This window comes from Nonomuraea sp. NPDC003804 (assembly GCF_040610675.1).
GTDB lineage: Bacteria > Actinomycetota > Actinomycetes > Streptosporangiales > Streptosporangiaceae > Nonomuraea.
Window position 1 is genome coordinate 159,454 of the sequence record NZ_JBEXMT010000011.1, and the last position, 24,519, is coordinate 183,972.

Here is a 24,519-nt window from a genome sequence, read left to right on the forward strand (position 1 = left end):
TCGTCATTGCGACAGTCGGCCACTCGACCATGAGAACAGGACGCGATGATCGGTCGAATCCCTATCACGGACATTTTCCCAGCCGTCGACTGCGGGCAGTGGCCCGCGAAGGCGGTTGCTGGTGAGACCTTTGAGATCGCCGCGACCGTGTTCCGCGAGGGACACGACGCGGTGGCCGCCGGGGTGGTGCTCACCTCGCCCGATGGGAGGCGTGGCCACCTGAAACATATGCGAGAGGTGGCCAAGGGCACCGACAGGTGGTCCGTGAGCGTGTCGCTGCCCGACGAGGGTGACTGGCTGTTCAGGGTCGAGGCCTGGGGCGATCCGATCGGCACGTGGCTGCACGACGCGGAGATCAAGATCCCGCGCGGCATGGACGTCGACCTGATGTGCGAGGAGGGCGCGCGCCTGTTCGAGCGCGCCGCCCGTGCCGTACGGCCGGCCGACTGCCCGGCCCCGCACGCCGGCAACGGGACCACGCGCAACGGCAACGGCACGCTGAGGACCGGCGCCGGCACGACCGCCGCGCAGAAGCCGGGCGCGTTGAGAACGGACATGTTGAAGACGGACATGGTCACGGCCGGCGCGCTGCGGGCGGGCACGGAGCTGAAGCCGGCCGAGGTCTGCGGGCACCGGGCGGCGCTGCTGGCCGTGGCGGCGAAGCTGCGCGACGAGACGCTCGACCCCCGCGCCCGCCTGTCGATCGCCCAGTTGCCCGAGACGACCGCGATGCTGGAGGCGCATCCGCTGCGCGACCTGCTGACCAGGAGCAAGCCGCAGAAGATCAGGGTGGACCGGCGCAGGGCGCTGTTCGGCTCGTGGTACGAGTTCTTCCCCAGGTCGGAGGGGGCGATCGTCGAGGAGGGCGGCGTCTCCAAGTCGGGGAACTTCCAGACCGCCGCCAAGCGGCTGCCCGCCATCGCCCGCATGGGCTTCGACGTGGTCTACCTGCCGCCGATCCATCCGATCGGCTCGACCTTCCGCAAGGGCCGCAACAACACGCTCACGCCGGGGCACGACGACCCGGGCTCGCCGTGGGCGATCGGCTCGGAGGACGGCGGGCACGACGCCGTCCATCCCGACCTGGGCACGATCGACGACTTCGACGACTTCGTCGGCAGGACCCGCGAGCTGGGCATGGAGGTGGCGCTCGACTTCGCGTTGCAGTGCTCGCCCGACCACCCGTGGGTCAAGGAGCACCCCGAGTGGTTCACGATCCGCGCCGACGGGTCGATCGCGTACGCGGAGAACCCGCCCAAGAAGTACCAGGACATCTACCCGCTCAACTTCGACAAGGACCCGGAGGGGATCTACGCCGAGGTCAAGCGGGTGGTCAGGCACTGGATGGACCACGGGGTGCGGATCTTCAGGGTCGACAACCCGCACACCAAGCCGGTGAGCTTCTGGGAGCGGCTGCTGGCCGACATCAGGACGACCGACCCCGACGTGGTCTTCCTGGCCGAGGCGTTCACGCGCCCCGCGATGCTGCAGACACTCGCCAAGATCGGATACCACCAGTCGTACACGTACTTCACCTGGAAGAACTCGAAGTACGACGTGGAAACCTACTTTTCGGAACTGTCACACGAAACATCGCATTTCCTGAGGCCGAACCTCTTCGTCAACACGCCCGACATCCTGCACGAGTACCTGCAGCACGGCGGCCTGCCCGCCTTCAAGATCCGGGCCGTCCTGGCCGCGCTCGTCTCCCCCACGTGGGGCGTCTATTCCGGCTACGAACTCACCGAAAACCGCCCAGTACGGCCAGGCAGCGAGGAATACCTCGATAGCGAGAAATATCAGTACAAGCCGCGAGACTGGGCCGCGGCCGAGCGTGAGGGCCGCACGCTTGCCCCCTTCATCACCCATCTGAATTTGTTCCGAAGGGCGCACCCGGCCGTCCAGGAATTGCGTAATCTGAGGTTCCACAGGATCGACCACCCGGACATGGTCTGCTTCTCCAAGCGGCTGCCCGGCGCCTACGACACGGCCACACGACGGCACGGACTCGGCGACGTGGTCCTGGCGGTTGTGAACCTGGACCCGCACAATACTCATGAGGCGACGGTCGATCTCGACCTCCCCGCTCTCGGTCTCGACTGGAACTCCGAGTTCGTCGTGGACGACGAGATGTCGGGCGAGTCGTACCGGTGGCGGCAGAACAACTACGTGCGCCTCGACCCTCATATTCATCCGGCGCACGTTTTCACCGTGCGAGCGGCTCATCGGTAACAGCGATCGGGGAGTCCAATTTGTCCGACACCGTGAACTCCGCTGCCATCCCGAACACCTTCGACGAGGAAGAGCCCCGCGATCCGCAGTGGTACAAGCGGGCGGTCTTCTACGAGGTGCTCATCAGGGGCTTCGCCGACTCCAACGGCGACGGCACAGGCGACATCAAGGGGCTCACCAGCAGGCTCGACTACCTGCAGTGGCTGGGTGTCGACTGCCTCTGGCTGCTGCCGCTGTACGAGTCGCCGCTGCGCGACGGCGGCTACGACATCGCCGACTTCATGAAGATCCTCCCTGACTTCGGTGATCTCGGCGACTTCGTCAAGCTGGTCGACGAGGCGCACAAGCGGGGCATGCGGGTGATCGCCGACCTGGTGATGAACCACACCAGCGACGCCCACCCGTGGTTCCAGGCGTCACGGCACGACCCGGAGGGCCCGTTCGGCGACTTCTACGTCTGGTCCGACACCGACGAGAAGTACCGGGACGCCCGGATCATCTTCATCGACACCGAGACCTCGAACTGGACCTACGACCCGGTCCGCGGGCAGTACTACTGGCACCGCTTCTTCCACCACCAGCCCGACCTCAACTACGAGAACCCGGCGGTGCAGGAGGCCATGCTGGAGGTGCTGAGGTTCTGGCTCGACCTGGGCATCGACGGATTCCGCATGGACGCCATCCCCTACCTGTTCGAGGAGGACGGCACCAACTGCGAGAACCTGCCCAGGACCCACGCCTACCTCAAGCAGATCAGGACCGAGGTCGACCGGCTCTACCCGGACCGCGTGCTGCTGGCCGAGGCCAACCAGTGGCCGTCCGACGTGGTCGAGTACTTCGGCGACCCGGTCAACGGCGGCGACGAGTGCCACATGGCCTTCCACTTCCCGCTCATGCCGCGCATCTTCATGGCCGTGCGCAGGGAGTCCCGTTATCCGATCTCGGAGATCATGGCCCAGACGCCCAAGATCCCCGAGAACTGCCAGTGGGGCATCTTCCTGCGCAACCACGACGAGCTCACGCTCGAGATGGTCACCGACGAAGAGCGCGACTACATGTACTCCGAGTACGCCAAGGACCCGCGCATGCGGGCCAACGTCGGCATCCGCCGCCGCCTGGCGCCGCTGCTGGAGAACGACCGCAACCAGATCGAGCTGTTCACCGCGCTGCTGCTGTCGCTGCCCGGCTCGCCGGTGCTCTACTACGGCGACGAGATCGGCATGGGCGACAACATCTGGCTCGGCGACCGCGACGGCGTCCGTACCCCGATGCAGTGGACGCCCGACCGCAACGCGGGCTTCTCCGACTGCGACCCCGGCCGGCTCTACCTGCCGGTCATCATGGACCCGATCTACGGCTACCAGGCGATCAACGTCGAGGCGCAGCAGAAGAACGCCGGCTCGCTGCTCCACTGGACCAAGCGCATGATCGAGATCCGCAAGCGGCACCCCGTCTTCGGCCTCGGCGAGTACATCGAACTCAACTCGTCGAACCCCAGCGTGCTGGCATTCGTGCGCGAGCTCGGCGATGATCGCATGCTATGCGTGAACAACCTCTCGCGGTTCCCCCAGCCCGTGGAGCTGGACCTGCGAAGGTTCGTCGGCGTATCGCCCGTGGAGACGATGGGTGGAGTTCCATTTCCACCGATTGGCGAACTTCCGTATCTTTTGACGCTCCCTGGGCATGGGTTCTATTGGTTCACCCTTCCGCCCGCTGTACCCCAGGAGGAGTAAGTCGTGCTTGAGGACCTCCTTGCCCGCTGGATCACCCATCAACGCTGGTTCGCGGGCAAGGGGCGCCCTCTCGACGACCTCGGCATCGAGTCGCACACCGTCCTCGGCACCGAAGGCGAAGCCCAGCTGTGCCACCTGGTCCTGTCCGTACGGCAGGCCGACGCGCGCGACCGCTACCAGCTCCTGATCGGCATCCGCGCGGAGCTGCCCGACCGGCTCAAGCACGCCCTCGTCGGCATCACGCAGGACGGCGTCCACGTCTACGACGCCGCGCACGACCCCACCCTGGCCCGGCTGCTGCTGGAGGGCATGGCCGAGGGGCAGGACCACGGTCCCGTCAGGTTCCGCCACACGCGCGGGGTGGAGATCGACACCACGCAGCGCAGCCTGGTCCTCGGGGCCGAGCAGTCCAACACCTCGCTGGTGTACGGCGACGCCTACATCTGCAAGCTGTTCCGCCGCCTCATCCCGGGCGTCAACCCGGAGCTCGAGGTCGTCACCGCGCTGGCCGAGCGCGGCTCGCCGCACATCGCCAAGCCGTACGGGTGGATCGAGACCGACCTCGACGGCGTGCCGACCACGCTGGCCTTCATGCAGGAGTTCCTGTCCACCAGCAACGACGGCTGGGACCTGGCGCTGGCCAGCGTCCGCGACTTCTACGGCCAGCTGGAGGACGTGTCCGCGGCCGAGGCGGGCGGCGACTTCGCCGCCGAGTCGCACCGGCTCGGCGCGGCGACGGCCGAGATCCACCGCCGGCTGGCGGCCGCCTTCCCCACCGACGTCGTCGAGCCGCACGAGGTCAAGTGGATGGTGGAGGGCTTCCGCCGCCGCCTGGCCAGGGCGGTCGCCGAGGTGCCCGAGCTGGCCGAGCACGCCGACGTCGTCGAGCGCGCCTTCCACGAGGTGGAGGAGCTGACCGGAGAGGTGCGCGTGCAGCGCGTCCACGGCGACTACCACCTGGGCCAGGTCATGCGGACACCCGTCGGATGGTTCGTCCTCGACTTCGAGGGCGAGCCGGGACAGCCCTTGGAGGAGCGCAGGGCGCTCGCCTCCCCGCTGCGGGACGTGGCCGGGATGCTGCGCTCCTTCGACTACGCCGCAGGGCATCTGCTGACCGACCACCCCGAAGGCGAGACGCTGCGCCCGAAGGCGGACGAGTGGGCCACCCACAACAGGACGGCCTTCCTCGAGGGGTACGCCGACGTGGGCGCCGAGGACGCGGCGCTGCTGCGGGCGCTGGAGTACGACAAGGCGGTCTACGAGGTCATGTACGAGGCCCGCCACCGCCCCACCTGGCTGCCCATCCCGCTGGCCGCCTTCCGCTGAGGCGTTCCCGGCGTTTCCCCCTCCGCAGCCCACCCGGAGCATTACTCTTCGCATGCCTACATAAGCGAAGAGTAAGGGGGGCGGATGCGACGAGGTCTTGTGTTCGCGGCCGCTGGGCTGGGCACGGCGCTCCTGAGCGGAACGCTCCTGATCGCCACCAGCGGGGAAGGGCCGGAGGCGGCGCAGGCCGTCCAGGAGTCTCCCGCGCCGGGAGATCCCCTGACGCCCGAGGAGATCGCCCGAGCCGGCGAGATCGCCACGGCCGGCACCCACCTGAAGGCGGAACAGGCCGAGCTGCTCTACGTCGAGCGCGACGACGACAAGGACGCCGAGCAGGCGCGGCGCGCCGAGGCCTACATCTACGACTACGGCAACGACACGCTGACCGTCAGGACCGTCGACCTCGGCCAGAGCAGGGTGGTCGAGGAGACCACGGGCAGAGGGGTGCAGCCGCCGCCGTCCAGGCGGGAGGAACTGCGCGCCGCCGAGCTGCTGCTGGCCGACCCGGCGCTGGGGCGGGGAGTGCGCCAGTCGTTCATGAAGGCCGCGGGGCGGGAGCTCGCCTCGCCGTCCGACCTGGCCCTGCGCGGACTGATCTACTCGCCGGAGCGGGGACCGTGCCGGACGCACCGGTGCCTGCGGCTGTTCGTCCGGCTGCCCAACGGCACCTTCCTCGACACCAGCCGCATCGTCCTCGACCTGTCCGCCAAGCGGGTTCACACCCTGGAGTGGTGAGTTGATCCTCCGTCTCATGCTCGCCGGCCTGCTCGCCGTGCCCCTGGCGTCGCCCGCGCCGCCCCCGTCCGCACCGGCGGCGGCCGACGCGGCCGACGCGTGCGGCTCGCCGTACCTCGTCGACAGGACGCTGCCGAACGGCGCGCGCTGGCGGCTGTGCTGGGAGATACGCACGATCGAGGGCCTGACCGTCACGAGGGTGCGCTACATGCCCAAGGACAGCCGGTCGATCAGCGTGCTGCGCAGCGGGGCGCTGGCGCAGATCCACGTCCCCTACGACAGCGGCGAGCCGCGCTACCACGACATCGGCTCGCTCGGCTCGGCCGCGGTGACGCTGACGGCGGCCGACTGTCCCGGCGGCGAGCTGGCCAAGAGCAAGGTGTGCGTGACGACGCGCCCGCGCGGCCACGCCTACCTCAAGGACGGCTGGGGCGACGAGAGCCAGCGCAGGACGGCGCAGGGCCAGGAACTGGTGGTGCTGGCCGCCTACCAGGTCGGCTGGTACACCTACGTCTCCGAGTGGGTGTTCGGCGACGACGGCTCGATCACGCCGCGGATCGGCGCCACGGGCTCGCTGGCGGGCACCACGACCGCGCCGAAGCACGGCTGGCCGCTCGGGGTCGGGCGCAAGCACTTCGAGGAGTCCCACAGCCACAACGTCTTCTGGCGGATGGACTTCGACATCGAGGGCAGGGCCCGCGACGTCGTCGAGCAGTACGACTTCGCCGGCAACCGCACCAAGAAGCGGTCGCTGGTGAAGACGGTGTTCAACCGGGAGACCAGGGCGCTCAACAGCAGGATGCGCTGGTGGCGGGTGGTGGACCCGGGGGTGCGCAACACCGACCGGCACCCGGTCTCGTGGGAGATCAACAACTCCGACAGCGCGGAGTACCGCGGCCCCGCCGACGAGGCGTTCACGCACGCGGACGTGTACGTGACGCAGTACCGGGCCTGCGAGCGGCTCGCGACCGAGAACGTCGCGCCCAGGTGCGGCAGGTCGGTCGACCGGTACGCCAACGACGAGCGGGTGACCGATCCGGTGGTGTGGGTGAACGTGGGCTTCCACCACGTCGCCAGGGACGAGGACGCCGACCCGATGCCGATCCACTGGCAGGGGTTCCGCGTGACGCCCCGCGACGTCACCGCCACCAACCCGTACTGACACCGCGGAAAGGGCATGGTCCCTCGCCTGACGGCCCCGAGCCGGTAGGTGAGGGACCATGCCCTTACGGTCATGACCGGACCCGAAATGACGGCTATGGGTGTGGCGGCGGGTTGATCGGGGCAGTGGCGGTTACCATGGCCACGGTGGCGATCACCGGCGCTCGCACGGGCTGCGGGCGGCGGCGGACAGGTCGCGCACGTTTCTGGCGGCGACCGCCGCGGTTAATCCGATTTTTCTGAAATGCCCGTCTCCAGAATTCGCATGGCGGCAGCGGTCAAGGGCATGGGTTGGAAGGTCGCTGTAGGGCAGGGTAAGGAACATGCCGATGAGGACAGAGCTCGACCGCCTCGCAGGTGGGGCGCATCACGACCCGCATTCGATTCTCGGAGCGCACCTGGGTCCTGACGGGGTCACGTTCAGGGCGTTGCGACCGCTGGCCGAACAGGTCGAGGTGGTCTTCGACGACGACGCGCGACCGATGAGGCATGTCGCTCACGGGGTGTTCGAGGCCACGGTCGGCGGGCTGGACAAGGTCCCCGACTACGTCCTGCGGGTGCGCTACAGCGGCGGCGAGCCGTACGACATGCGCGACCCGTACCGGCACTGGCCCACCCTCGGCGAGGTGGACCTGCACCTGATCGGCGAGGGCAGGCACGAGCGGCTGTGGGAGTCCCTCGGCGCGCGGACGATGCGCCATGAGGACGTCGACGGCACCGCGTTCGCCGTCTGGGCGCCGAACGCGCGCGGCATCAGGGTGGTCGGCGACTTCAACCACTGGGACGGCGTCGCCCACCCCATGCGCTCGCTGGGCCGGTCGGGAGTCTGGGAGCTGTTCGTGCCCGACATCGGCGTGGGCGAACGCTACAAGTTCCAGATCCTCGGCGCCGACGGGCTCTGGCGTGACAAGGCCGACCCGATGGCGCGCAGGACGGAGGTGCCGCCGCAGACGGCGTCGGTGGTCGACCACTCCGACTACCGGTGGGCCGACGACGCGTGGATGGCCCAGCGCCAGACCAAGGTGCCGCAGCGGCTGCCGATGAGCACCTACGAGGTGCACCTCGGCTCGTGGCGGCCGGGGCTCGGCTACACCGAGCTGGCGACGCAGCTGGCCGACTACGTGGAGGAGATGGGCTTCACGCACGTGGAGTTCCTGCCGGTGGCCGAGCACCCGTTCGGCGGCTCGTGGGGCTACCAGGTGACCTCCTACTACGCGCCGACCGCCCGCTTCGGCACCCCGGACGAGTTCCGTCACCTGGTCGACGCCCTGCACCAGCGCGGCATCGGGGTGGTGCTCGACTGGGTGCCCGCGCACTTCCCGATGGACGACTGGGCGCTGGCCCGCTTCGACGGCACGCCGCTCTACGAGCACGCCGACCCGGCCCGCGGCGAGCACCCCGACTGGGGCACCTACGTCTTCGACTTCGGCCGCAACGAGGTGCGCAACTTCCTCGTCGCCAACGCGCTCTACTGGCTGAAGGAGTTCCACATCGACGGGCTGCGGGTGGACGCGGTCGCCTCGATGCTCTACCTCGACTACTCGCGGCGCGAGGGCGAGTGGACGCCGAACATCTACGGCGGTCGCGAGAACCTCGACGCGGTGGAGTTCCTCAAGGAGATGAACTCCGTCTGCTACCGGGAGGCGCCGGGCATCTCGACGATCGCCGAGGAGTCGACCGCCTGGCCGGGCGTCTCGCGTCCCGTGCATCTGGGCGGGCTCGGGTTCGGCTTCAAGTGGAACATGGGCTGGATGCACGACACGCTCGCCTACCTGCGCCACGAGCCGATCTTCCGCCAGTACCACCACCACCAGATGACCTTCTCGCTGATGTACGCCTACAGCGAGAACTTCGTCCTGCCGCTGTCGCACGACGAGGTCGTCCACGGCAAGGGCTCGCTGCTGGGCAAGATGCCGGGCGACGAGTGGCAGCGGTTCGCGCAGTTGCGGGCGCTGTTCGCGTTCATGTGGGCGCATCCGGGCAAGCAGCTGCTGTTCATGGGCGGCGAGTTCGGCCAGGGGTCGGAGTGGTCGGAGGAGCGCGGGCTCGACTGGTGGGTGCTCGACTTCGACGGGCATCGCGGGGTGCAGAAGCTGGTCCGCGACCTCAACGCCCTCTACCGGCAGACCCCTGCCCTGTGGGAGCAGGACACCACGCCCGACGGGTTCCGGTGGATCGACGCCGACGACGCGCCCGGCAACGTCTTCTCGTTCCTGCGGTTCGGGCTCGACGGGTCCGCGGTGGCGTGCGTGGTCAACTTCAGCGGGGCTCCGCACGAGGAGTTCAGGCTCGGCCTGCCGTACGGCGGGCAGTGGGAGGAGGCGCTCAACACCGACGCCTTCGACTACTGGGGCAGCGGCGTGGGCAACCTCGGGACGGTGGAGGCGGCCGAGGAGTCGCACCACGGCCTGCCGTACGCGACGACGTTGCGGGTGCCGCCGCTGGGCGCGATCTGGCTGAGGCACACGCCGGGCACCGGCTGAGCGCGCGCGAAAGCCGCCCGGATCTCGGGCGGCTTTCGCATGAACGTTTGCTGAGAAACCACCGCATCCTCTGGGCTAAGCGGACAAAGCTCTCTACACTCCGAGATCATCACCCCCCTCGGAGGACGTGTGCGACTGCGACGCCTGATCGTGTGCTCGGTCTTGCTGGCATTACTGCCGGCCGCTCCCTCCCTCGCCGGTGAACCCCCCGCCACTCCTTCGCCGTCGCCGTCCGCCACGGCCGCCGGGGAGAAGCTCGAAGAGGGCCTGGCCGTCGCCGAGGGCAGCACCCGGGTCATCGTCGAGCTGACCGACCCGGGGCAGACCGCCCCGGTCGCCGCGCAGGCCGCGGCCGAGGACGCCCAGGTCGTGCTCCAGCCGGCCGCGCAGCCGTTCATCGTCGTCGAAGGCACCGCGGAGGAGCTGGCGGCGCTCGCCGAGGACCCGCGCGTCTCCTCCATCCACCGCGATCGCGCCTATCCGCCGACCGCCGTCTCGAGTCTTCCCGTCATCGGCGCCGACAAGGTCCACGCCACCGGCGCGACGGGCGCGGGACAGGCCGTCGCCATCCTGGACACGGGCATCGACCGGGACCATCCGTTCTTCGGCAACCGGATCATCGCCGAGGCGTGCTTCTCCTCCACCGAGTACGACGGCGTCGAGTCGCTGTGCCCGAACGGCCAGAGCCAGATGATAGGTCCTGGCGCGGCCGACGCCGAGTACGCCAAGTGCCTGCTCGGCAGCGAGAACCTGTGCGAGCACGGCACCCACGTGGCGGGCATCGCGGCCGGTGGCGGCGGCGTCGCCCCCGGCGCGAGCATCGTGGCGGTCCAGGTGTTCAGCAGGGTCAACGACGAGGACGCGTGCGGCGCGGCGGCCTGTCTGATGGCCTTCGAGTCGTCGCTGCGCCTGGCCATGGACCACATCGCGTCGCTCGCTCCCGCCACCCCCATCGCGGCGCTGAACCTCAGTCTCGGCGGGCAGCTGTCCGACACCTCGTGCGACGGCACCGAGGCGGGTCAGGTCTTCAAGCCGAAGATCGACGACCTGCTGTCCAAGGGCGTGGCGACCGTCGTCGCGGCGGGCAACGAGTACTTCACCGGCACCTCCTTCCCCGCGTGCGTCTCGTCGGCCGTCGCGGTCGGGGCCAGCAACAACAGCGACCAGATCGCCGACTTCTCCAACTCCGGCTCGCTGCTCGACCTGTTCGCGCCCGGCGTGGAGATCGAGTCGTCGGTGCCCGACGACGTCATGGCCACCCACAGCGGCACCTCGATGGCCGCCCCGCACGTCGCGGGAGCGCTGGCCGTCATGAAGGCCGCCTTCCCCGACCAGGCGATCGGCGCGCTGGTCGACAAGCTGAAGGCGACCGGCAGGCCGTTCTCCTACCAGGTGAACGGAGCCGACGTCGTCACTCCGCGCCTGGATCTGGCGGCGGCCATGACCGGGGCCGCGCCGCAGCCCACCGCCACCCAGAGCGCCCCCGCTCCGGCGCCCTCGGTCAGCGGCCCGTCGCCCCGGCCCTCCGACGACGACCCGCAGTCGGGGGACCCCGGCGACGACGTCGACACGCCCGACCCGACCCCCGTCCCGCTGCCGACGATCACGGTGACGGTGACCGTCACCGTGACGCCTCCCGCCGCTCCCGCGGCCGTCTGCACCCGCGGTACGGCAGGCACCGCGATGACCGCCAAGCAGTGGGCCGTGGAGATCTACCGCGGCACCGGGCAGCTGTCCGACGAGACCCTCACCTGCTATCTGAAGCTGGCGCACAAGGCGAGCAAGGTCTTCCCCGAGCTGACCAAGGCCTCGTCGCTCGGCAAGGCGTACAAGGTGCTGAAGGCGTCGAAGGGCGCGCGCGCCACGCTCGACGGGGCGCTGCTGACGGCCTGGCTCAACTGGGCGCACGGCGCGACGTCGGCCCTGGAGAAGGTCAACGCGGCGGAGAAGGTCAGGCTCGGCTCGACCTCCGGCCCGGCGCTCAGGAAGGCCGCCACCTCACTCGGCGGGTGAGCCCGCACGGCACGCAGGCCGGTCCCGGTTCCGGGTCCGGCCTGCGGCTGCGTTACCCAAAAGACACGTCAGCTCTCTTCTGACAACAAAAGTCACATCTGTACACTCAAACCCCACAAATCGATCACCCCCCTCGGAGGCACAGTGAGACTGCGGTCTCTCCTGGCTGCTGCGGCCACCCTCGCCGCCGTTTCCGCCGGGCTCATCCAGGCCCCCGCGCACGCCACCGCGGACGATCCGATCAGGAAGATCGACCCCGCGGTCCGGATCAGCGGCACTCACCGGGCGATCGTCCAGGTGCAGAGCCCCGCGCAGGCCAAGTCCCTCGCCGCCACGGCCGAGGCGGTCGCCCCCAGCGTCGACAACGTGGCCCCGACCCCCGAGTCGCTCGCCGGCAGGCTCGACTTCTTCGTCTACGAGGGGACCGTCGAGGAGTTCAAGAAGATCGCCGGCCAGGCCGACGTCGTCGCCATCCGCGAGGACCACCTCAACGCGCCGAACCTGGTCAGGAGCACGGCCATCATCGGCGCCGACAAGGCCCACGCGGCCGGCGTGACCGGCGCGGGCAAGGCGGTAGCCGTCCTCGACACCGGCATCGACGGCGACCACCCGTTCTTCGGCGGCCGCATCGCCGCCGAGGCCTGCTTCTCCGCCGAGAACGCCGCGGACATGGCCACCTCCCTGTGCCCGAGCGGCGCGCCGTTCCAGATCGGCGCGGGCGCGTCCAGCGCGACCACCGACGCGTGCATGAAGAACGTGCCGCCCTCCGACGCGCTCTTCGGCATCTGCGCGCACGGCTCCCACGTGGCCGGCATCGTCGCGGGCAAGGCGCACTCCTCGCAGCGCGAGCCCTCCGACGGCGTCGCCCCCGGCGCGACGATCGTGCCGGTGCAGGTGTTCAGCAGGTTCACCAACCCCGAGTACTGCGGCGGCGCCGACTCCACCCCGTGCGTCCTGGCCTACGACTCCTCCGTCCTCACCGGGATGGCCTACGTCAACCTGATCGCCAAGCAGTACGGCGTCGCCTCGGTGAACCTCAGCCTGGGCGGCGGCAAGTACGACACCGCCTGCGACACCGGTGACGGCGCCGACTTCAAGGCCAGGGCGGACGAGCTGCTCGCCCAGGGCGTCGCCACCGTCGTCGCCTCGGGCAACGAGGGGCACGAGGCGTCCGTCTCGTGGCCCGCCTGCGTCTCCAGCGTCGTGACCGTCGGCTCGACCGACGTGGAGTACCCGCAGGTCGGCACGCACACCGACGACGTCTCCGCCTTCAGCAACCGCGGCGAGATGCTCGACCTGTTCGCCCCCGGCTGGCCGATCTTCTCCTCCGTGCCCGACAACAGGTACGCGGGCTTCGGCGGTACCTCGATGGCCGCCCCGCACGTCGCGGGCGCCTTCGCGCTGATGAGGGAGAAGCTGCCCGACGCCTCGGTCGACGAGATCCTCGCCAAGCTCAAGGCGGCCGGCAAGCCGATCACCTACACCAGCGCGGGCAAGCAGGTCACCACGCCGCGTCTGGACGTCTGGAAGGCGGTGCCGCACGTCGAGTGCGCCGCCACCTACACCAACCGCGCCTCCTGGCCGGGCGGCTTCCAGGCCAACGTCACCGTCAAGAACACCGGCACCCTGCCCCTCAAGAGCTGGAAGGTCGCCTGGACCTTCCCCGACCAGCAGAAGGTGACCACCCTCTGGGAGGGCAGGTACACCCAGAGCGGGGCCGACGTCACCGTGACCAACGCGCGCTGGAACGGCACGCTGGCCATGGACGCGTCCACCAGGTTCGGCTTCAACGGCAAGCTGCCGCGCGGCGGGGCGAACACCCCGCCCGCCACGCTGACCTGCACCGCCGCCTGACCGTTCCCTTCCCGGCCACGCCCGCGCGCCTGCGGGCGTGGCCTTTTCACGCTCGCGTTCACGCTCGCGGTCACCAGGACGCCGTCAGACGCGGACGGGCGGCTTCGGTGGTGCCGGCGTCCGGGGGACGGGCGGCGTCCGCCCTTCGGATCCGATCATCAGACTTCGGTAGGCGGTGGATCATCCGATCGGATGGACCTGTGAGAGGGAGGGACCGCGGGCGCTCGCAGGTCCGAGGTCGTCGCTTAGGGTGACATTTATGGACGCGACCAAGGTGATCGTTGACAGCGTTGATCGGTTCAGGCAGCGGCGCACCGCGCCCCTGGTCCTCGAACTGGACCTCACCGACGGGCTGACCGAGGGCCCACCCGCCGATCCGCTCGCCGCGCTCCTCACCATGCGCAAGCCCCGCCTGGCCGACGTGCTGTCCGGCCTGAAGCGGGCCGGGCAGGACTCCCGCGTCAAGGCGCTCATCGTCAAGATCGGCGGTGCCCCGCTCGGCCTGGGCATGGTCCAGGAGCTGCGCGAGGCCGTCGTGCGGTTCCGCGCGTCGGGCAGGCTGACCGTGGCCTTCGGCGAGACGTTCGGCGAGTTCGGCCAGGGCACCGTCCCCTACTACCTGGCCAGCGCGTTCGATCGCGTCTACCTGCAGCCCAGCGGCGACGTCGGTCTCACCGGCATCGCGCTCGAACAGCGTTTCCTCAAGGGCACCCTGGACAAGCTCGGCATCGGCTACGAGGTCGGCAAGCGCCACGAGTACAAGACCGCCGCCAACACCTTCACCGAAGACCACATGACCGACGCCCACAAGGAGTCGTACGGCAGGCTGGCCGAGTCGGTCGTCGAGCAGGTCGTCGCGGGCGTGGCGGAAGGGCGCAGGCTCGACCCCGACAAGGTGCGGGAGCTGATCGACAGGGGGCCGTTCATCGGCCCCGAGGCCGTGGAGGCGGGGCTGGTGGACCGGCTCGCCTACCGCGACGAGGTCTACGACGAGGTCAAGCAGGCCGCGGGCGCCGACGCCCACCTGCAGTACGTCGTCAAGTACGCGCGGGCTCTCACCGCCCGCAAGCTGCCCCACCCGACCGCCCACAGCGTCGCGCTCGTCCACGGCCACGGCATGATCAGGCTCGGTCGCAGCGGGCGCAGCCCCCTCGGCGGCAGCGGCGCCATGGGCTCCGACACGATCAGCGCCGCGATCAGGGCGGCGCGCAGGGACGACCACGTCAAGGCCGTGGTGTTCAGGGTCGACAGTCCCGGCGGCTCCTACGTGGCCTCCGACGCGGTGTGGCGCGAGATCGTCCTCACGCGCAGGGTCAAGCCGGTCATCGTGTCGATGGGCGACCTGGCCGCCTCGGGCGGGTACTTCGTCTCGATGGCCGCCGACGTCATCGTCGCCCAGCCGGGCACGCTGACCGGGTCGATCGGCGTGTTCGGCGGCAAGGCCGTCCTCGGCGGGCTGCTGGAGAAGGCCGGCGTGACCACCGACGTGATCAGCGAGGGCGCGAAGGCCGCGATGTTCTCCTCCACCAGGCCGTTCTCGCCCGAGGAGTGGGACAGGGTCAACGCCTGGCTCGACCGCATCTATGACGACTTCGTGGGCAAGGTCGCCGAAGGCCGGCACCTGACCAGGGAGCGGGCGCACGAGCTGGCCCGCGGCCGGGTGTGGACGGGGGCCGACGCGCACGAGCACGGTCTCGTGGACGAGCTCGGCGGCCTCGAGGACGCCCTCGGCATCGCCCGCGAGCGTGCCGGGCTGGCGGCGGACGCGCCCGTGCGGACCTACCCCCGGCTGCACCCGCTGGAGCGGCTGCGCGGGCCCGAGTCCAGCGAGGACAAGTCGGCGGCGTTGGCCAGGATGCGGCTGGAGGCGTGGGGGCCGTTCGCCAGGCTCGCCGGCGAGCTGGGGCTTCCCGCGTACGGGCCGCTCCTGCTGCCAGGGGAGATCGTCATCAGGTAGCCGCGCCTGCGGCGGTGGCGGTCCCCCGCGGGCCGCCACCCGCTTCGGCGTCCCAGGGTGAGCTCAGCCGGGCCCGCTCGGCGATGCGGGCGAAGGCGGCTACTCTCCGGTGGTGCCGTCGATGCGTTCGCGGAGCAGGTCGGCGTGGCCGTTGTGCCGGGCGTACTCCTCGATCATGTGGATGAGGATGTAGCGGTGCGAGTGGTGGTCACCCCGGCGGTCCCGCCTGGCGAGGGCGTCCAGCGGGGTGCCGGCCGAGACCTTGCGGCACTCCTCCACCTCGCTCAGGTCCGCGCACTTGACGGCCAGGGTCTCGCGGTGCCAGTCGAGGAAGGCGACCAGCAGTTCCCGCTCGTCACCGGCCGCGGGGGGATCGATTCTGGGGTCGGTCATCCCGACATTCTGCTGCACCACGTCACCCTGTTCCGGGCCGCGGCGTTTCGGGACACGGCCCCCTAGACCGGGCGGTAGCGGCCGCGCAGCCGTACGAGGGGAAGCGGGGTGGCGTCGACGTAGTCGACCGCGAGCACCCGCGCCACGAACAGGGTGTGGTCACCCGCGGGCACCACCTGCGACGTCTCCACCTCCAGCGCCGCCACCCCGCCCTCGACGACCAGCGCGTCGCTGTGCGGGCCGCGGTGGTGCGGGGTGCCCGCGACCAGGTGCCGGGCGCTCGGACGGCCGGCGGCGGCGAACCTGCTGGCGATGGCCGCCTGCCCCGCCGACAGCAGCGAGGCGGCCCAGCGGTCCTGACGGAGGAGCACCTCGGTGAGGTAGCCGCGGCTGCCCAGGCTGGCGAGCACGAGCGGCGGGTCGGCGGAGACCGACATGAGGGCGGACACGGTGACGCCCACGTCGTCCCTGCCGTCTCGTACGGTCAGCACGGCCACCCCCGCCGCGAGTTGCGCCATCGCCTCGGTGAACACACTCACCCGACCACTCTGGCACAGATGGATCACGGTGACGTTTGCCGTCAGGTCCCGCGAAACGGGCACGGGACCTGCTCGCCGGGCGGCGGCCTGCTCCTGTGGTGTCCTGGAGCGCGTCCCGGCGCGCCGGCCGATCCGGCCCAACCTTTCACCCGCTCGCCGGCGTCGGTAACGGGCGAGAGGAGTCACCTTGGACCGCAACGACAGCTTCCGCGAGTTCATGGCCGCCCACCAGCAGTCGCTGATGCGGACGGCCTACCTGCTCACGGGAGATGCCCACCTCGCCGAAGACCTGCTGCAGACCGTGCTGGTCAAGGTGCTCGGGCGCTGGCCCAGGCTGGCGCAGGTCGCCAGCCCCCAGGCGTACGCCCGCAAGGCGCTGGTCAACCAGTACATCTCCTGGCGCCGCCGGCTGGTCAGGACGGCCGAACTGCCGAGCGCCGACCCGCCGGAGCGGCCTCACTTGCGCATGGTCCGGCCCTTGCCCAACGGCTGGAACCCCATCGGCCTGTCCCCTGACGGCGACACGATCACCCTGGCGGAGTACGCGCCCAGGACCCGGCTGCGGACCATCAGCCACCTGTGGGGGACGTCCACGGCGGGCAACGCGAAGACCGTCGACGTCGCCGGGCACTACCTGGTCGGCGGGCTCGGTCCCGACGAGGAGACCGTCGTCGCGGTGCAGAGCGTGACCGTCCCCGGCACCGACTGCCTGAGAAGCGGCGAGGATCTCGTGCACCTGGACCGGACGACCGGCAAGGTGCTCCGGAGAGTCCCCGTGCGGGGCCTGTCCATGACCGGCGACTTCGTCCACCTGCGCAGCTGGGCCGGGCCTCAGGAGATCATCGCCGTGGCCAGGCCCTTCGTCTGCGGGAACCGCGACGACGACGCCCCTGCCTCGGACGTCGACCCTCCGTTCGTTCCCTTCACGGCCTACGCGGTGAACGTCAGGACCGGCAAGGCCAGGAAGCTCGCCACCTACACCGCGCAGCACTTCTTCCATCTCGTGCTCCCCGGCTTTCCCGGGACCCTGTGACAGGGGGGAAGCGGGTCAGGCGGCTGTCCGGTCACCGGCCCTAGTACGGCAGGTAGTAGGTGAGCAGATCGGCGGTGAGCGGCGGGAAGAGCGCCTGGAACAGCTCCTCCTCCCCGGTGTAGACATCGGACCTGATCCGGGACAGCCCCTCGTAACCGTGCGGGCCGAACAGCAGGGCGGCCAGGTGGTCGGGCGCCACGCCGAGGCCTCCCACCGTTCCGGGCCCCTGCATCGGACCGCCGGTGACGACCTCGCCGAGGCCCTCGGCGTGGACCGGGATCCGGTAGTGGGCGCCGAAGGTGGAGATGACGATGTCGCGGCCGGCGCGATCGATCCCGGCCGCGGTGAGACGCTGCCGGAGCAGCGGCCGCAGCCGGTCGAGCAGCGCCGCGGCGTCCGGCACGCGGACGTAGTACTGCTCGGCCCGCTTGCGTGGTTCGTGGTCGAGGAACTCCTGCCAGGCGGCGGCGGTCACGGTGCCGGCCCGATGGACGACGTTCAGCCGGCTGCCGGGTGTCAGGGCGACGACGCCGCGGAGCAGGTCCCGTGCCGCCGCCTCGTCGACCGCGGCGGCCTCGGCCAGCAGCACCTCGTCGCCGGGGGGCGTGGTACGTCCGGCGGCGACGACGGTGCCGGCGCGTTCGAGGACCCGGAGGGTGCTCGCCTCGTGGGCCAGCAGCCACCGCCAGCGGGCCGCCGAGTGCGGCATGGCCACGTCGAACCGGTTCTGGGCCGCCTCCTGCAGGGCCGCCATGGCGGGGATGTCGGACGGCCGGGCGGCCCGGAGCACGGGCGTCGCCTCGCCGGGCGGCGGGGTGGTGCGTACGGCCGGCGCCTGCGGGATGTCGATGGCGTACTCGTAGCCGAACAGCCGGTAGAAGTACGGGATCCCGATCATCACCTGGATGACGTGGCCGCGGGCGGCGGAGCGGTCGTGGGCCCATCGCACCAGCGCCCGCACGAGCCCCCGCCCCTCGTACTCGCGGTCGGTGGCGACCAGTTCGATCTGGCCGGCCGGCAGGTGGATGCCGCCGATGCGGACGTCTTCGTCGAGGAGCGTCGCGGTGGAGACGACCCGGTCGCCGTCGACGACCACGGCGCAGGCGGACCAGCCGGCGTCGGGGTCCTGGACGACCAGCCGGTGGTCGAGGGCGTCGGCCGGTTCACCGCGTTCGGCGAGAAGTGCGCCGATCTGGTCCAGGTCCGCGGGCTGTGCCTGCCGCAGGACGAGGCCGCCGGCCAGGGAGACGGGTACGGAGGAGGCGGTGGTCTCGGTCACGGCGGGACTATTGCATCGCCTGGGCCGCCTCGTCCATCGAGTTTCCGCCGGGCGCGCCGGGCACTCGCCCGGTCGGCCCGTTCATCGCGTCCGGCGAAGGGGGGGCGACCCCCACACGCGAAGCGCCCCCGGTGAGGGCCGTGCCGTTCACCGGGGGCGGGCGTCGTCGCCGGCGCGCGCTACAGGAGGCCGTTGGAGGACAGCCACTCCTTGGCCACCGTCGCCGGGTCGTCCTTGTCCACCGAGATCTTCTGCATCATCTGCGTCAGGTTCTCGGTGGTCAGCTTGGCCGACACCGCGTTGAGCGTGGTCTTGATCGTGTCGGACGCCGCGGCCTTGTTCAGCAGCGGCGTCACGTTCTGGGCGCTGAAGACGTTCTTGGGGTCCTGCAGCGACACCATGTCATTGATGATGATCTTCGGGTCGGTCGTGAAGACGTTGCCCGCCTGCACGGTGCCGTCCTTGATCGCGTCGGCCGTCGTGTCGCCCGTGGGCTTCCACTCCTTGAACTCCAGGCCGTACACGTCCTTGAACTGCTGCTCGCGGCGCTTCTTGAACTCCGGCGGCCCGCCGACCGTCATGTTCTTGGAGACCTTGGCGAGGTCTTCGATGCTGGTCAGCTTGTACTGCTCGGCCGTCGCCTTGGTGACCGTCAGCGAGTCGTTGTCCTGCGCCGGCGAGGAGTCGAGGATCTCGAGCTCGGCCGGCAGCTTGCTCTTGAGCTCGCTGTTGACCTGGTCCGTCGAGGCGGCCGTCGACTTGGGGTCGACGAAGAACAGCAGCGCGCCGTTGTACTCGGGCAGGACGGTGAGCCCGCCGCTCTGGACCTGGCTGTAGACGACCTCGCGGCTGCCGATGTTCGGTTTCTCCGTGACGTCGACACCCTTGGCCTTGAGCGCCTGGGCGTAGATGCTGCCCAGCAGCACGCTCTCGGGGAAGTTGAACGAGCCTACGACCGCCGTTCCCCCGCCGGTCGCGGGCGCGGACCCGGTCGGGGCGGCACTGGTGGTGGTGTTCAGCGGGTTGCTCCCGCTGCCGCCGCCACCGCAGGCGGACAGGGTGAGCATCGCCGACAGCAGCACCGCCGCGGTGCCGAATATGCGCCTCATGCGTAATTCCCTTCTAAACGGGGGGTATTGGAGAGATTATCGAACCCGCAGTCGCCGGCTCACCCCCGGGGACACCGTGAGCCGCTGCACGAGCGTGAACAGCCCCTGGACCGCGAGAGCGAAGCCGACGATCAGTACAGAACCGCCGACGACACTCTCGTAGTCCTGTGTCGCCAATCCGTCGATGATGTAACGTCCGAGCCCGCCCAGGCCGACGTAGGCGGCCACCGCCGCCGTCGCCACCACCTGGACGGCCGCCAGCCTGAGCCCCAGCATGATCAGCGGCAGCGCGACCGGCACGAGCACCCCGAACAGCACCTGCGGCCCGCGCAGCCCCATGCCGTAGGCGGCGTCGCGCAGGTCGGGGTCGACTCCCCTGACGCCCTCGAAGGTGTTGACCAGGATCGGTGGTACGGCCAGCGCCACCAGCGGGATCAGCACCGGCCAGATGCTGGCCGTGCCGAGCAGCAGGACGATCAGCACCAGGAGGCCGAGCGTGGGCAGCGCCCTGGCCAGGTTCGCGCTGACGACCACGACCACCGAGCCGCGCCCGGTATGGCCGATCAGCAGCCCGAGCGGGATCCCGATGAGCGCGGCGAGGGCCAGCGCGGCCACGGAGAAGCCGAGGTGCTGCAGGAGCCGGGCGGGGATGGCGTCGGGCCCCGACCAGTTGGCGGGGTCGGTGAAGAAGTCGATGATCCAGTTCATGACGCCCTCCTGGCCCGCACCCAGGGGGTCAGCAGGCGCTGCGCGGCCAGCACGATGCCGTCACCGACCAGGGCCAGCAGCACGATGAGCACGATGCCCGCGATGGCGGGGGTGTAGAAGTCGCGCTGGAAGGCGTCGGTGAACAGGTTGCCGAGCCCGCCCTGCCCGATGAGCGCGCCGACGCTGACCAGGCTGATGCTGGAGACCGTGACCACGCGCAGCCCGGCCAGCACGACGGGCACCGCGATCGGCAGCTCGACCAGGACCAGGCGGCGCAGGGGCGTGAAGCCCATGGCCACCGCCGACTGCCTGACGTGGTCGGGCACCGATCCCATGCCGTCGACCACGGCCGGGACCAGGACGGCCAGGGCGTAGAAGGTGAGCGGGATGATCACGGTGAGCTGGGTGAGGCCCGTCTGGGGGATCAGCAGCATGAACAGCGGCAGCGACGGCAGGGCGTAGATCACGTTCATGACGGCCGCCGTGGGCTGGTAGAGGTAGCGCCAGCGCACGCACGCCAGACCGAGCGGCAGCGCGAGGAGCAGCCCGAGCACGACGGGCGCCATCGACATCACGATGTGCGCCTGGAGCAGGTTGACGATGCTGTTCGGCGAGTCGGAGTTCCAGTTGCTCTCGACCCAGCTCCATTTGAACAGCGGCTGCTCGTCATCCATCGGCGGCCTCCCCCAGCGCCTCGTCGAGCGCCTGCCGGGTCGCGATGCCCACGGCCCTGCCCTCCGGGTCGACCGCCACCGCCTGCCCCGACGGGGAAAGCAGGGCCGCGTCGAGCGCCGCCCGCATGGAGTCCTTGCCGTGGACGTAGGTGCCGAACGGCTCGTCGCGGCCCACCCAGCCCACCGGCCTGCCGTCCTCGGAGACGGCCATGAGCCAGGCGCCGGGCGCGGCGGCCGTGTCCGGCGAGGAGGCGGGGACGATCAGGTCCGTACGCAGCCGCAGGTGCTCGCTGGAGACGAACGACAGCCGCCTGATGCCGCGGTCCTTGCCGAGGAACTCGCGCACGAAGTCGTCGGCGGGCTCCGACAGCAACGTCTTGGGGTCGGCGAACTGGGCGAGCCTCCCCCCGACGCGCAGCACGGCCACCCGGTCGCCGAGCTTGATCGCCTCGTCGATGTCGTGGGTGACGAACACGATCGTCTTGTTGAGCTCCGACTGCAGCCTGAGCAGCTCGTCCTGCAGCGAGGTGCGCACGATGGGGTCGACCGCGCTGAACGGCTCGTCCATGAGCAGCACGGGCGGGTCGGCGGCCAGGGCGCGGGCCACGCCGACGCGCTGCTGCTGGCCGCCGGAGAGCTGGAAGGGGTAGCGCTGGGCCATCTTGGGATCGAGCCCGACCCGCTCCAGCAGCTCCATGGCCCGATCGCGGGCCTTCTTCCGGTCCCAGCCCAGCAGGTACGGCACGGTCGCCACGTTGTCGACGATCTTGCGGTGCGGGAACAGCCCCGCCTGCTGGATGACGTAGCCGATGCCGCGCCGCAGCGTCGGGGGATCGATCTCCTTGACGTCGGCGCCGTCGAGCAGGATCCGCCCCTCGCTGGCGTCGATCATTCTGTTGATCATTCGCAGTGTCGTGGTCTTGCCACATCCCGAGGGGCCGACCAGGACGGCGATCTGCCCGGTTTCAGCCTCCATGGACAGGTTGTCCACGGCCACGAAACCGTCGGGGTAACGCTTGGTGACGGAGTCAAAGGTGATCATGCGCGACCTCTCGCTCGACCGGCGGGGCCGCGGCCCGCCCCATGATCTCTGCTCGACAGACTACGGCGGGCGATACTCCTGTGTCCCGTTGGCCCCGACGTGAACCGCTTCAGGCGATGACTAAATGGGCATCCAAGGGTGCATTCCGCCTCGGCAACCGGCATGATTGCCTGCAACGCTCCGACGCCGCCCCCTCATCCCCAGCGTCCACTCTTCTTACAGAGGAATACGGCCCCGTGACCCACCCGCTCACCGATCAGCGATCTCGCGAGGATCTGGTCGCCGAGCTCTACGACCGTCACGCCGCCGGGCTGTTCGCCTACTGCGCGGACCAGCTCGGTGACCCGGGCTCCGCCTCCGACGCGCTGGAAGCCGTCCTGTCCAGCGTGCCTTCCGTGGAGCCGCCGCGTGCCGCGCTGTACGCGCTCGCGCGGCGGGAGATCTACCGCCGCGACATCGTCTACGCGCCTCCCGTCATCGATCCCCTCGTCGACCCCGCCACCGCGCTCGTCGAGCGCGTCCTGCGCGACCTGCGCCCGCACCAGCGCGAAGTGCTCATGCTGTCCGTCGTCATCGGGCTCACCGACGACGAACTGGCCTGGGTGCTCGACGTGGCCAAGGACACCGCGGTCGAGCTGATCCAGAACGCCGCTCTCCGCTTCCGCCAGTCACTGACGTCCGCGCTGACCGCCGCCGGGCCTGGCCCCGACCAGCCGGTCGCCGAGGTGTACGACGCGCTGGGCGTGGCGCCTCTTCGCGACGTGCTCGGCCGCCTGCCGTGGCGCCCGCCGCCCGAGGCGCTCAGGACGCGCCTGCTGGGCCCGCGCCCCGCCGCGCCGGCCCCGGCTCCGGCGCCCGTGGCGGGCTCCTTGTTCGTCAAGCCGATGTGGCCGACGGCCCCCGTCTGGCCGGTACCGCTCAGCGAGACCGATCCGGCGACGAACACGGGGCTGTTCCCGACCGAGCTGCTCACCCCGCCGGACCCGGCCAAGATCGCGGCCCACGAGGCGGCGACGGCGCCGATGCCGAAGCTGCGCGACACCCTGACCGCGCGCCCGCCCGCGCTGCAGGCGCCCACCCCCGCCGACGTGCTCGACGCCCCGGCGGCCTGGGACGCCTTCAGCAGGCCCGGCAAGCCCTCCACCACCCCGAGGCCCACCGCCTTCGGCACGCCCGGCACCTCCCACAGGCCCGACGTCGCCGGGACGCCCGGCACGTCCGCGACGTTCGGTCCGTCCGCGACGTTCGGCGCGCCCGCCGGGGCCGCGCGTCCCGCCCCGCTGGTCGGCGGCGACATCCTCGACGACGCGTGGGCGGCGGCGCCGCCTCCCGAGGCGCCCGCCGACGATCCGGTGGACCTGCCCATGCGCGCCCGCGACCGCGCGGCGCTCGCCGACCTGCTGGTGCACAAGGGCGAGCCGAGGGAGGAGCCGGCGAGCCTGTTCGTGCCGCGCAGGCCGGCGAAGGAGCCGGTCTACGTGCTGCCTCCCGCCCCGGGGGAGATCCCCGCACCCGCGCCGACCACCGGCACCCAGGAAAGCCTCGCGACCGGACGGCCCGCCGGTTTCCCGGCAGACACCGGGACCGGGCAGACCGTCGACGGCCCGGCAGACACCCGGATCGGGCACGCCGTCGGTGGCCCGGTAGAGGGCGGGATCGGGCAGACCGTCGACGGCCCGGTAGAGGGCGGGATCGGGTGGCCCCTCGGCGGCCCGGCAGACGCCCGGCCGGGACAGGACGTCGGCGGCCTGGCAGACACCCGGACCGGACAGCCCCTCGACAGCCCGGCAGACGCCCGGACCGGGCAGGCCGTCGGTGGCCCGGCGGACATCGCGACGGCGCGGCCCTCCGGTGATCGGGAGGGGTCGGCCCAGACCTCCGGCGATCCGCAGGGGTCGGTGGCGGCGCGGGCCGCCGGTGTCCTCAAGGACGCGGTGGCCGGGCGGAGCGCGAACGCCCTCGGAAAGCCCGCGCCGAAGCAGGCCGGTGCCGCGAAGAAGCCCGCCGCCGAGCAGTCGGCGAAGGACTCGCGCAAGCCGGCGGGTGGCAAGCCGAAGCGGCCCGCGCCGAAGCAGGCCGCGAGCAAGAAGAAGCGCAAGCGGCGCCGCCACCACGACTGGGCGTGGGAGCTGATCGGCTTCCTTGCCTGCCTGGCGATCGCGATGCTGGTGTTCCTCTGGATCCCCATGTAGACGCAGGCCTTCCACCGGATCGCCGGGAAGCGTTCGGGTGGATCGCCGGGGAGATG

At 70.6% G+C, this 24,519-nt stretch carries 19 protein-coding genes; 11 read left to right on the top strand and 8 right to left on the bottom strand.

The features are described 5' to 3' along the window. Positions 1 to 45: 45 nt before the first annotated feature. The 5 genes from ABZX22_RS17575 to ABZX22_RS17595 all read left to right on the top strand — a co-directional run bounded on the left by ABZX22_RS17575 (position 46) and on the right by ABZX22_RS17595 (position 7,188). Positions 46 to 2,232, top strand: coding sequence for an alpha-1,4-glucan--maltose-1-phosphate maltosyltransferase (locus tag ABZX22_RS17575; protein WP_354909862.1), 2,187 nt, complete (start codon positions 46 to 48; stop codon positions 2,230 to 2,232). 20 nt (positions 2,233 to 2,252) lie between these two features. Next, positions 2,253 to 3,965, top strand: a complete 1,713-nt coding sequence (gene treS / locus ABZX22_RS17580; RefSeq protein WP_354909865.1) for a maltose alpha-D-glucosyltransferase — start codon at positions 2,253 to 2,255, stop codon at positions 3,963 to 3,965. 3 nt (positions 3,966 to 3,968) lie between these two features. Continuing rightward, a complete protein-coding gene (locus ABZX22_RS17585; protein ID WP_354909868.1) occupies positions 3,969 to 5,291 on the top strand; it encodes an aminoglycoside phosphotransferase in 1,323 nt (440 codons plus the stop codon). 84 nt (positions 5,292 to 5,375) lie between these two features. Beyond that, complete coding sequence (locus tag ABZX22_RS17590; RefSeq protein WP_354909870.1) at positions 5,376 to 6,026, top strand: hypothetical protein; 651 nt, start codon at positions 5,376 to 5,378, stop codon at positions 6,024 to 6,026. Position 6,027: 1 nt separating this feature from the next. After that, on the top strand, positions 6,028 to 7,188 hold the full coding sequence (locus tag ABZX22_RS17595; RefSeq protein ID WP_354909871.1) for a copper amine oxidase: 1,161 nt from the start codon (positions 6,028 to 6,030) through the stop codon (positions 7,186 to 7,188). 153 nt (positions 7,189 to 7,341) lie between these two features. On the opposite strand, the gene ABZX22_RS17600 is transcribed toward ABZX22_RS17595, so the two are convergent. Further along, complete coding sequence (locus ABZX22_RS17600; RefSeq protein ID WP_354909872.1) at positions 7,342 to 7,512, bottom strand: hypothetical protein; 171 nt, start codon at positions 7,510 to 7,512, stop codon at positions 7,342 to 7,344. 4 nt (positions 7,513 to 7,516) lie between these two features. Between ABZX22_RS17600 and glgB the strand changes: the two genes are divergently transcribed. The 4 genes from glgB (at position 7,517) to sppA (ending at position 15,494) form a co-directional block, all read left to right on the top strand. Next, positions 7,517 to 9,670 carry a 1,4-alpha-glucan branching protein GlgB gene (glgB, locus tag ABZX22_RS17605; RefSeq protein WP_354909873.1) on the top strand — a complete coding sequence of 718 codons (2,154 nt, stop codon included), beginning with the start codon at positions 7,517 to 7,519 and terminating at the stop codon, positions 9,668 to 9,670. Positions 9,671 to 9,799: 129 nt separating this feature from the next. Beyond that, complete coding sequence (locus tag ABZX22_RS17610) at positions 9,800 to 11,683, top strand: S8 family serine peptidase (RefSeq protein WP_354909874.1); 1,884 nt, start codon at positions 9,800 to 9,802, stop codon at positions 11,681 to 11,683. Positions 11,684 to 11,827: 144 nt separating this feature from the next. After that, positions 11,828 to 13,537 carry a S8 family serine peptidase gene (locus ABZX22_RS17615; protein WP_354909875.1) on the top strand — a complete coding sequence of 570 codons (1,710 nt, stop codon included), beginning with the start codon at positions 11,828 to 11,830 and terminating at the stop codon, positions 13,535 to 13,537. 259 nt (positions 13,538 to 13,796) lie between these two features. Continuing rightward, entirely contained in the window at positions 13,797 to 15,494 is a 1,698-nt protein-coding gene (gene sppA, locus ABZX22_RS17620; protein ID WP_354909878.1) for a signal peptide peptidase SppA, read from the top strand. 99 nt (positions 15,495 to 15,593) lie between these two features. Here sppA and ABZX22_RS17625 read toward each other — a convergent pair whose 3' ends face one another. Together ABZX22_RS17625 and ABZX22_RS17630 are read right to left on the bottom strand one after the other, a co-directional pair. Beyond that, the gene (locus ABZX22_RS17625) at positions 15,594 to 15,887 is read right to left on the bottom strand and encodes a DUF664 domain-containing protein (protein WP_354909880.1); all 294 of its coding nucleotides are present in this window, start codon (positions 15,885 to 15,887) and stop codon (positions 15,594 to 15,596) included. Positions 15,888 to 15,949: 62 nt separating this feature from the next. Continuing rightward, positions 15,950 to 16,426: a flavin reductase family protein gene (locus tag ABZX22_RS17630; protein WP_354909882.1), complete on the bottom strand. Its 477-nt coding sequence runs from the start codon at positions 16,424 to 16,426 to the stop codon at positions 15,950 to 15,952. Positions 16,427 to 16,613: 187 nt separating this feature from the next. On the opposite strand from ABZX22_RS17630, the gene ABZX22_RS17635 reads away from it, so the two are divergent. Continuing rightward, positions 16,614 to 17,459 (top strand): sigma factor, encoded by an 846-nt coding sequence (locus ABZX22_RS17635; RefSeq protein ID WP_354909884.1) that lies wholly within the window; start codon positions 16,614 to 16,616, stop codon positions 17,457 to 17,459. 40 nt (positions 17,460 to 17,499) lie between these two features. Here ABZX22_RS17635 and ABZX22_RS17640 read toward each other — a convergent pair whose 3' ends face one another. The 5 genes from ABZX22_RS17640 to ABZX22_RS17660 all read right to left on the bottom strand — a co-directional run bounded on the left by ABZX22_RS17640 (position 17,500) and on the right by ABZX22_RS17660 (position 22,271). Further along, a complete protein-coding gene (locus tag ABZX22_RS17640) occupies positions 17,500 to 18,738 on the bottom strand; it encodes a GNAT family N-acetyltransferase (RefSeq protein WP_354909886.1) in 1,239 nt (412 codons plus the stop codon). Between the two features lie 179 nt (positions 18,739 to 18,917). Continuing rightward, positions 18,918 to 19,847: an ABC transporter substrate-binding protein gene (locus tag ABZX22_RS17645; protein ID WP_354909888.1), complete on the bottom strand. Its 930-nt coding sequence runs from the start codon at positions 19,845 to 19,847 to the stop codon at positions 18,918 to 18,920. 36 nt (positions 19,848 to 19,883) lie between these two features. Continuing rightward, positions 19,884 to 20,555, bottom strand: a complete 672-nt coding sequence (locus ABZX22_RS17650; protein ID WP_354909890.1) for an ABC transporter permease subunit — start codon at positions 20,553 to 20,555, stop codon at positions 19,884 to 19,886. Continuing rightward, positions 20,552 to 21,229 carry an ABC transporter permease subunit gene (locus ABZX22_RS17655; protein WP_354909892.1) on the bottom strand — a complete coding sequence of 226 codons (678 nt, stop codon included), beginning with the start codon at positions 21,227 to 21,229 and terminating at the stop codon, positions 20,552 to 20,554. The genes ABZX22_RS17650 and ABZX22_RS17655 overlap by 4 nt, the downstream gene beginning before the upstream one ends. Beyond that, entirely contained in the window at positions 21,222 to 22,271 is a 1,050-nt protein-coding gene (locus ABZX22_RS17660; RefSeq protein ID WP_354909895.1) for an ATP-binding cassette domain-containing protein, read from the bottom strand. The genes ABZX22_RS17655 and ABZX22_RS17660 overlap by 8 nt, the downstream gene beginning before the upstream one ends. 236 nt (positions 22,272 to 22,507) lie before the next feature. On the opposite strand from ABZX22_RS17660, the gene ABZX22_RS17665 reads away from it, so the two are divergent. Then, positions 22,508 to 24,463, top strand: a complete 1,956-nt coding sequence (locus tag ABZX22_RS17665) for a hypothetical protein (protein ID WP_354909897.1) — start codon at positions 22,508 to 22,510, stop codon at positions 24,461 to 24,463. The last annotated feature ends 56 nt before the right edge of the window (positions 24,464 to 24,519 follow it).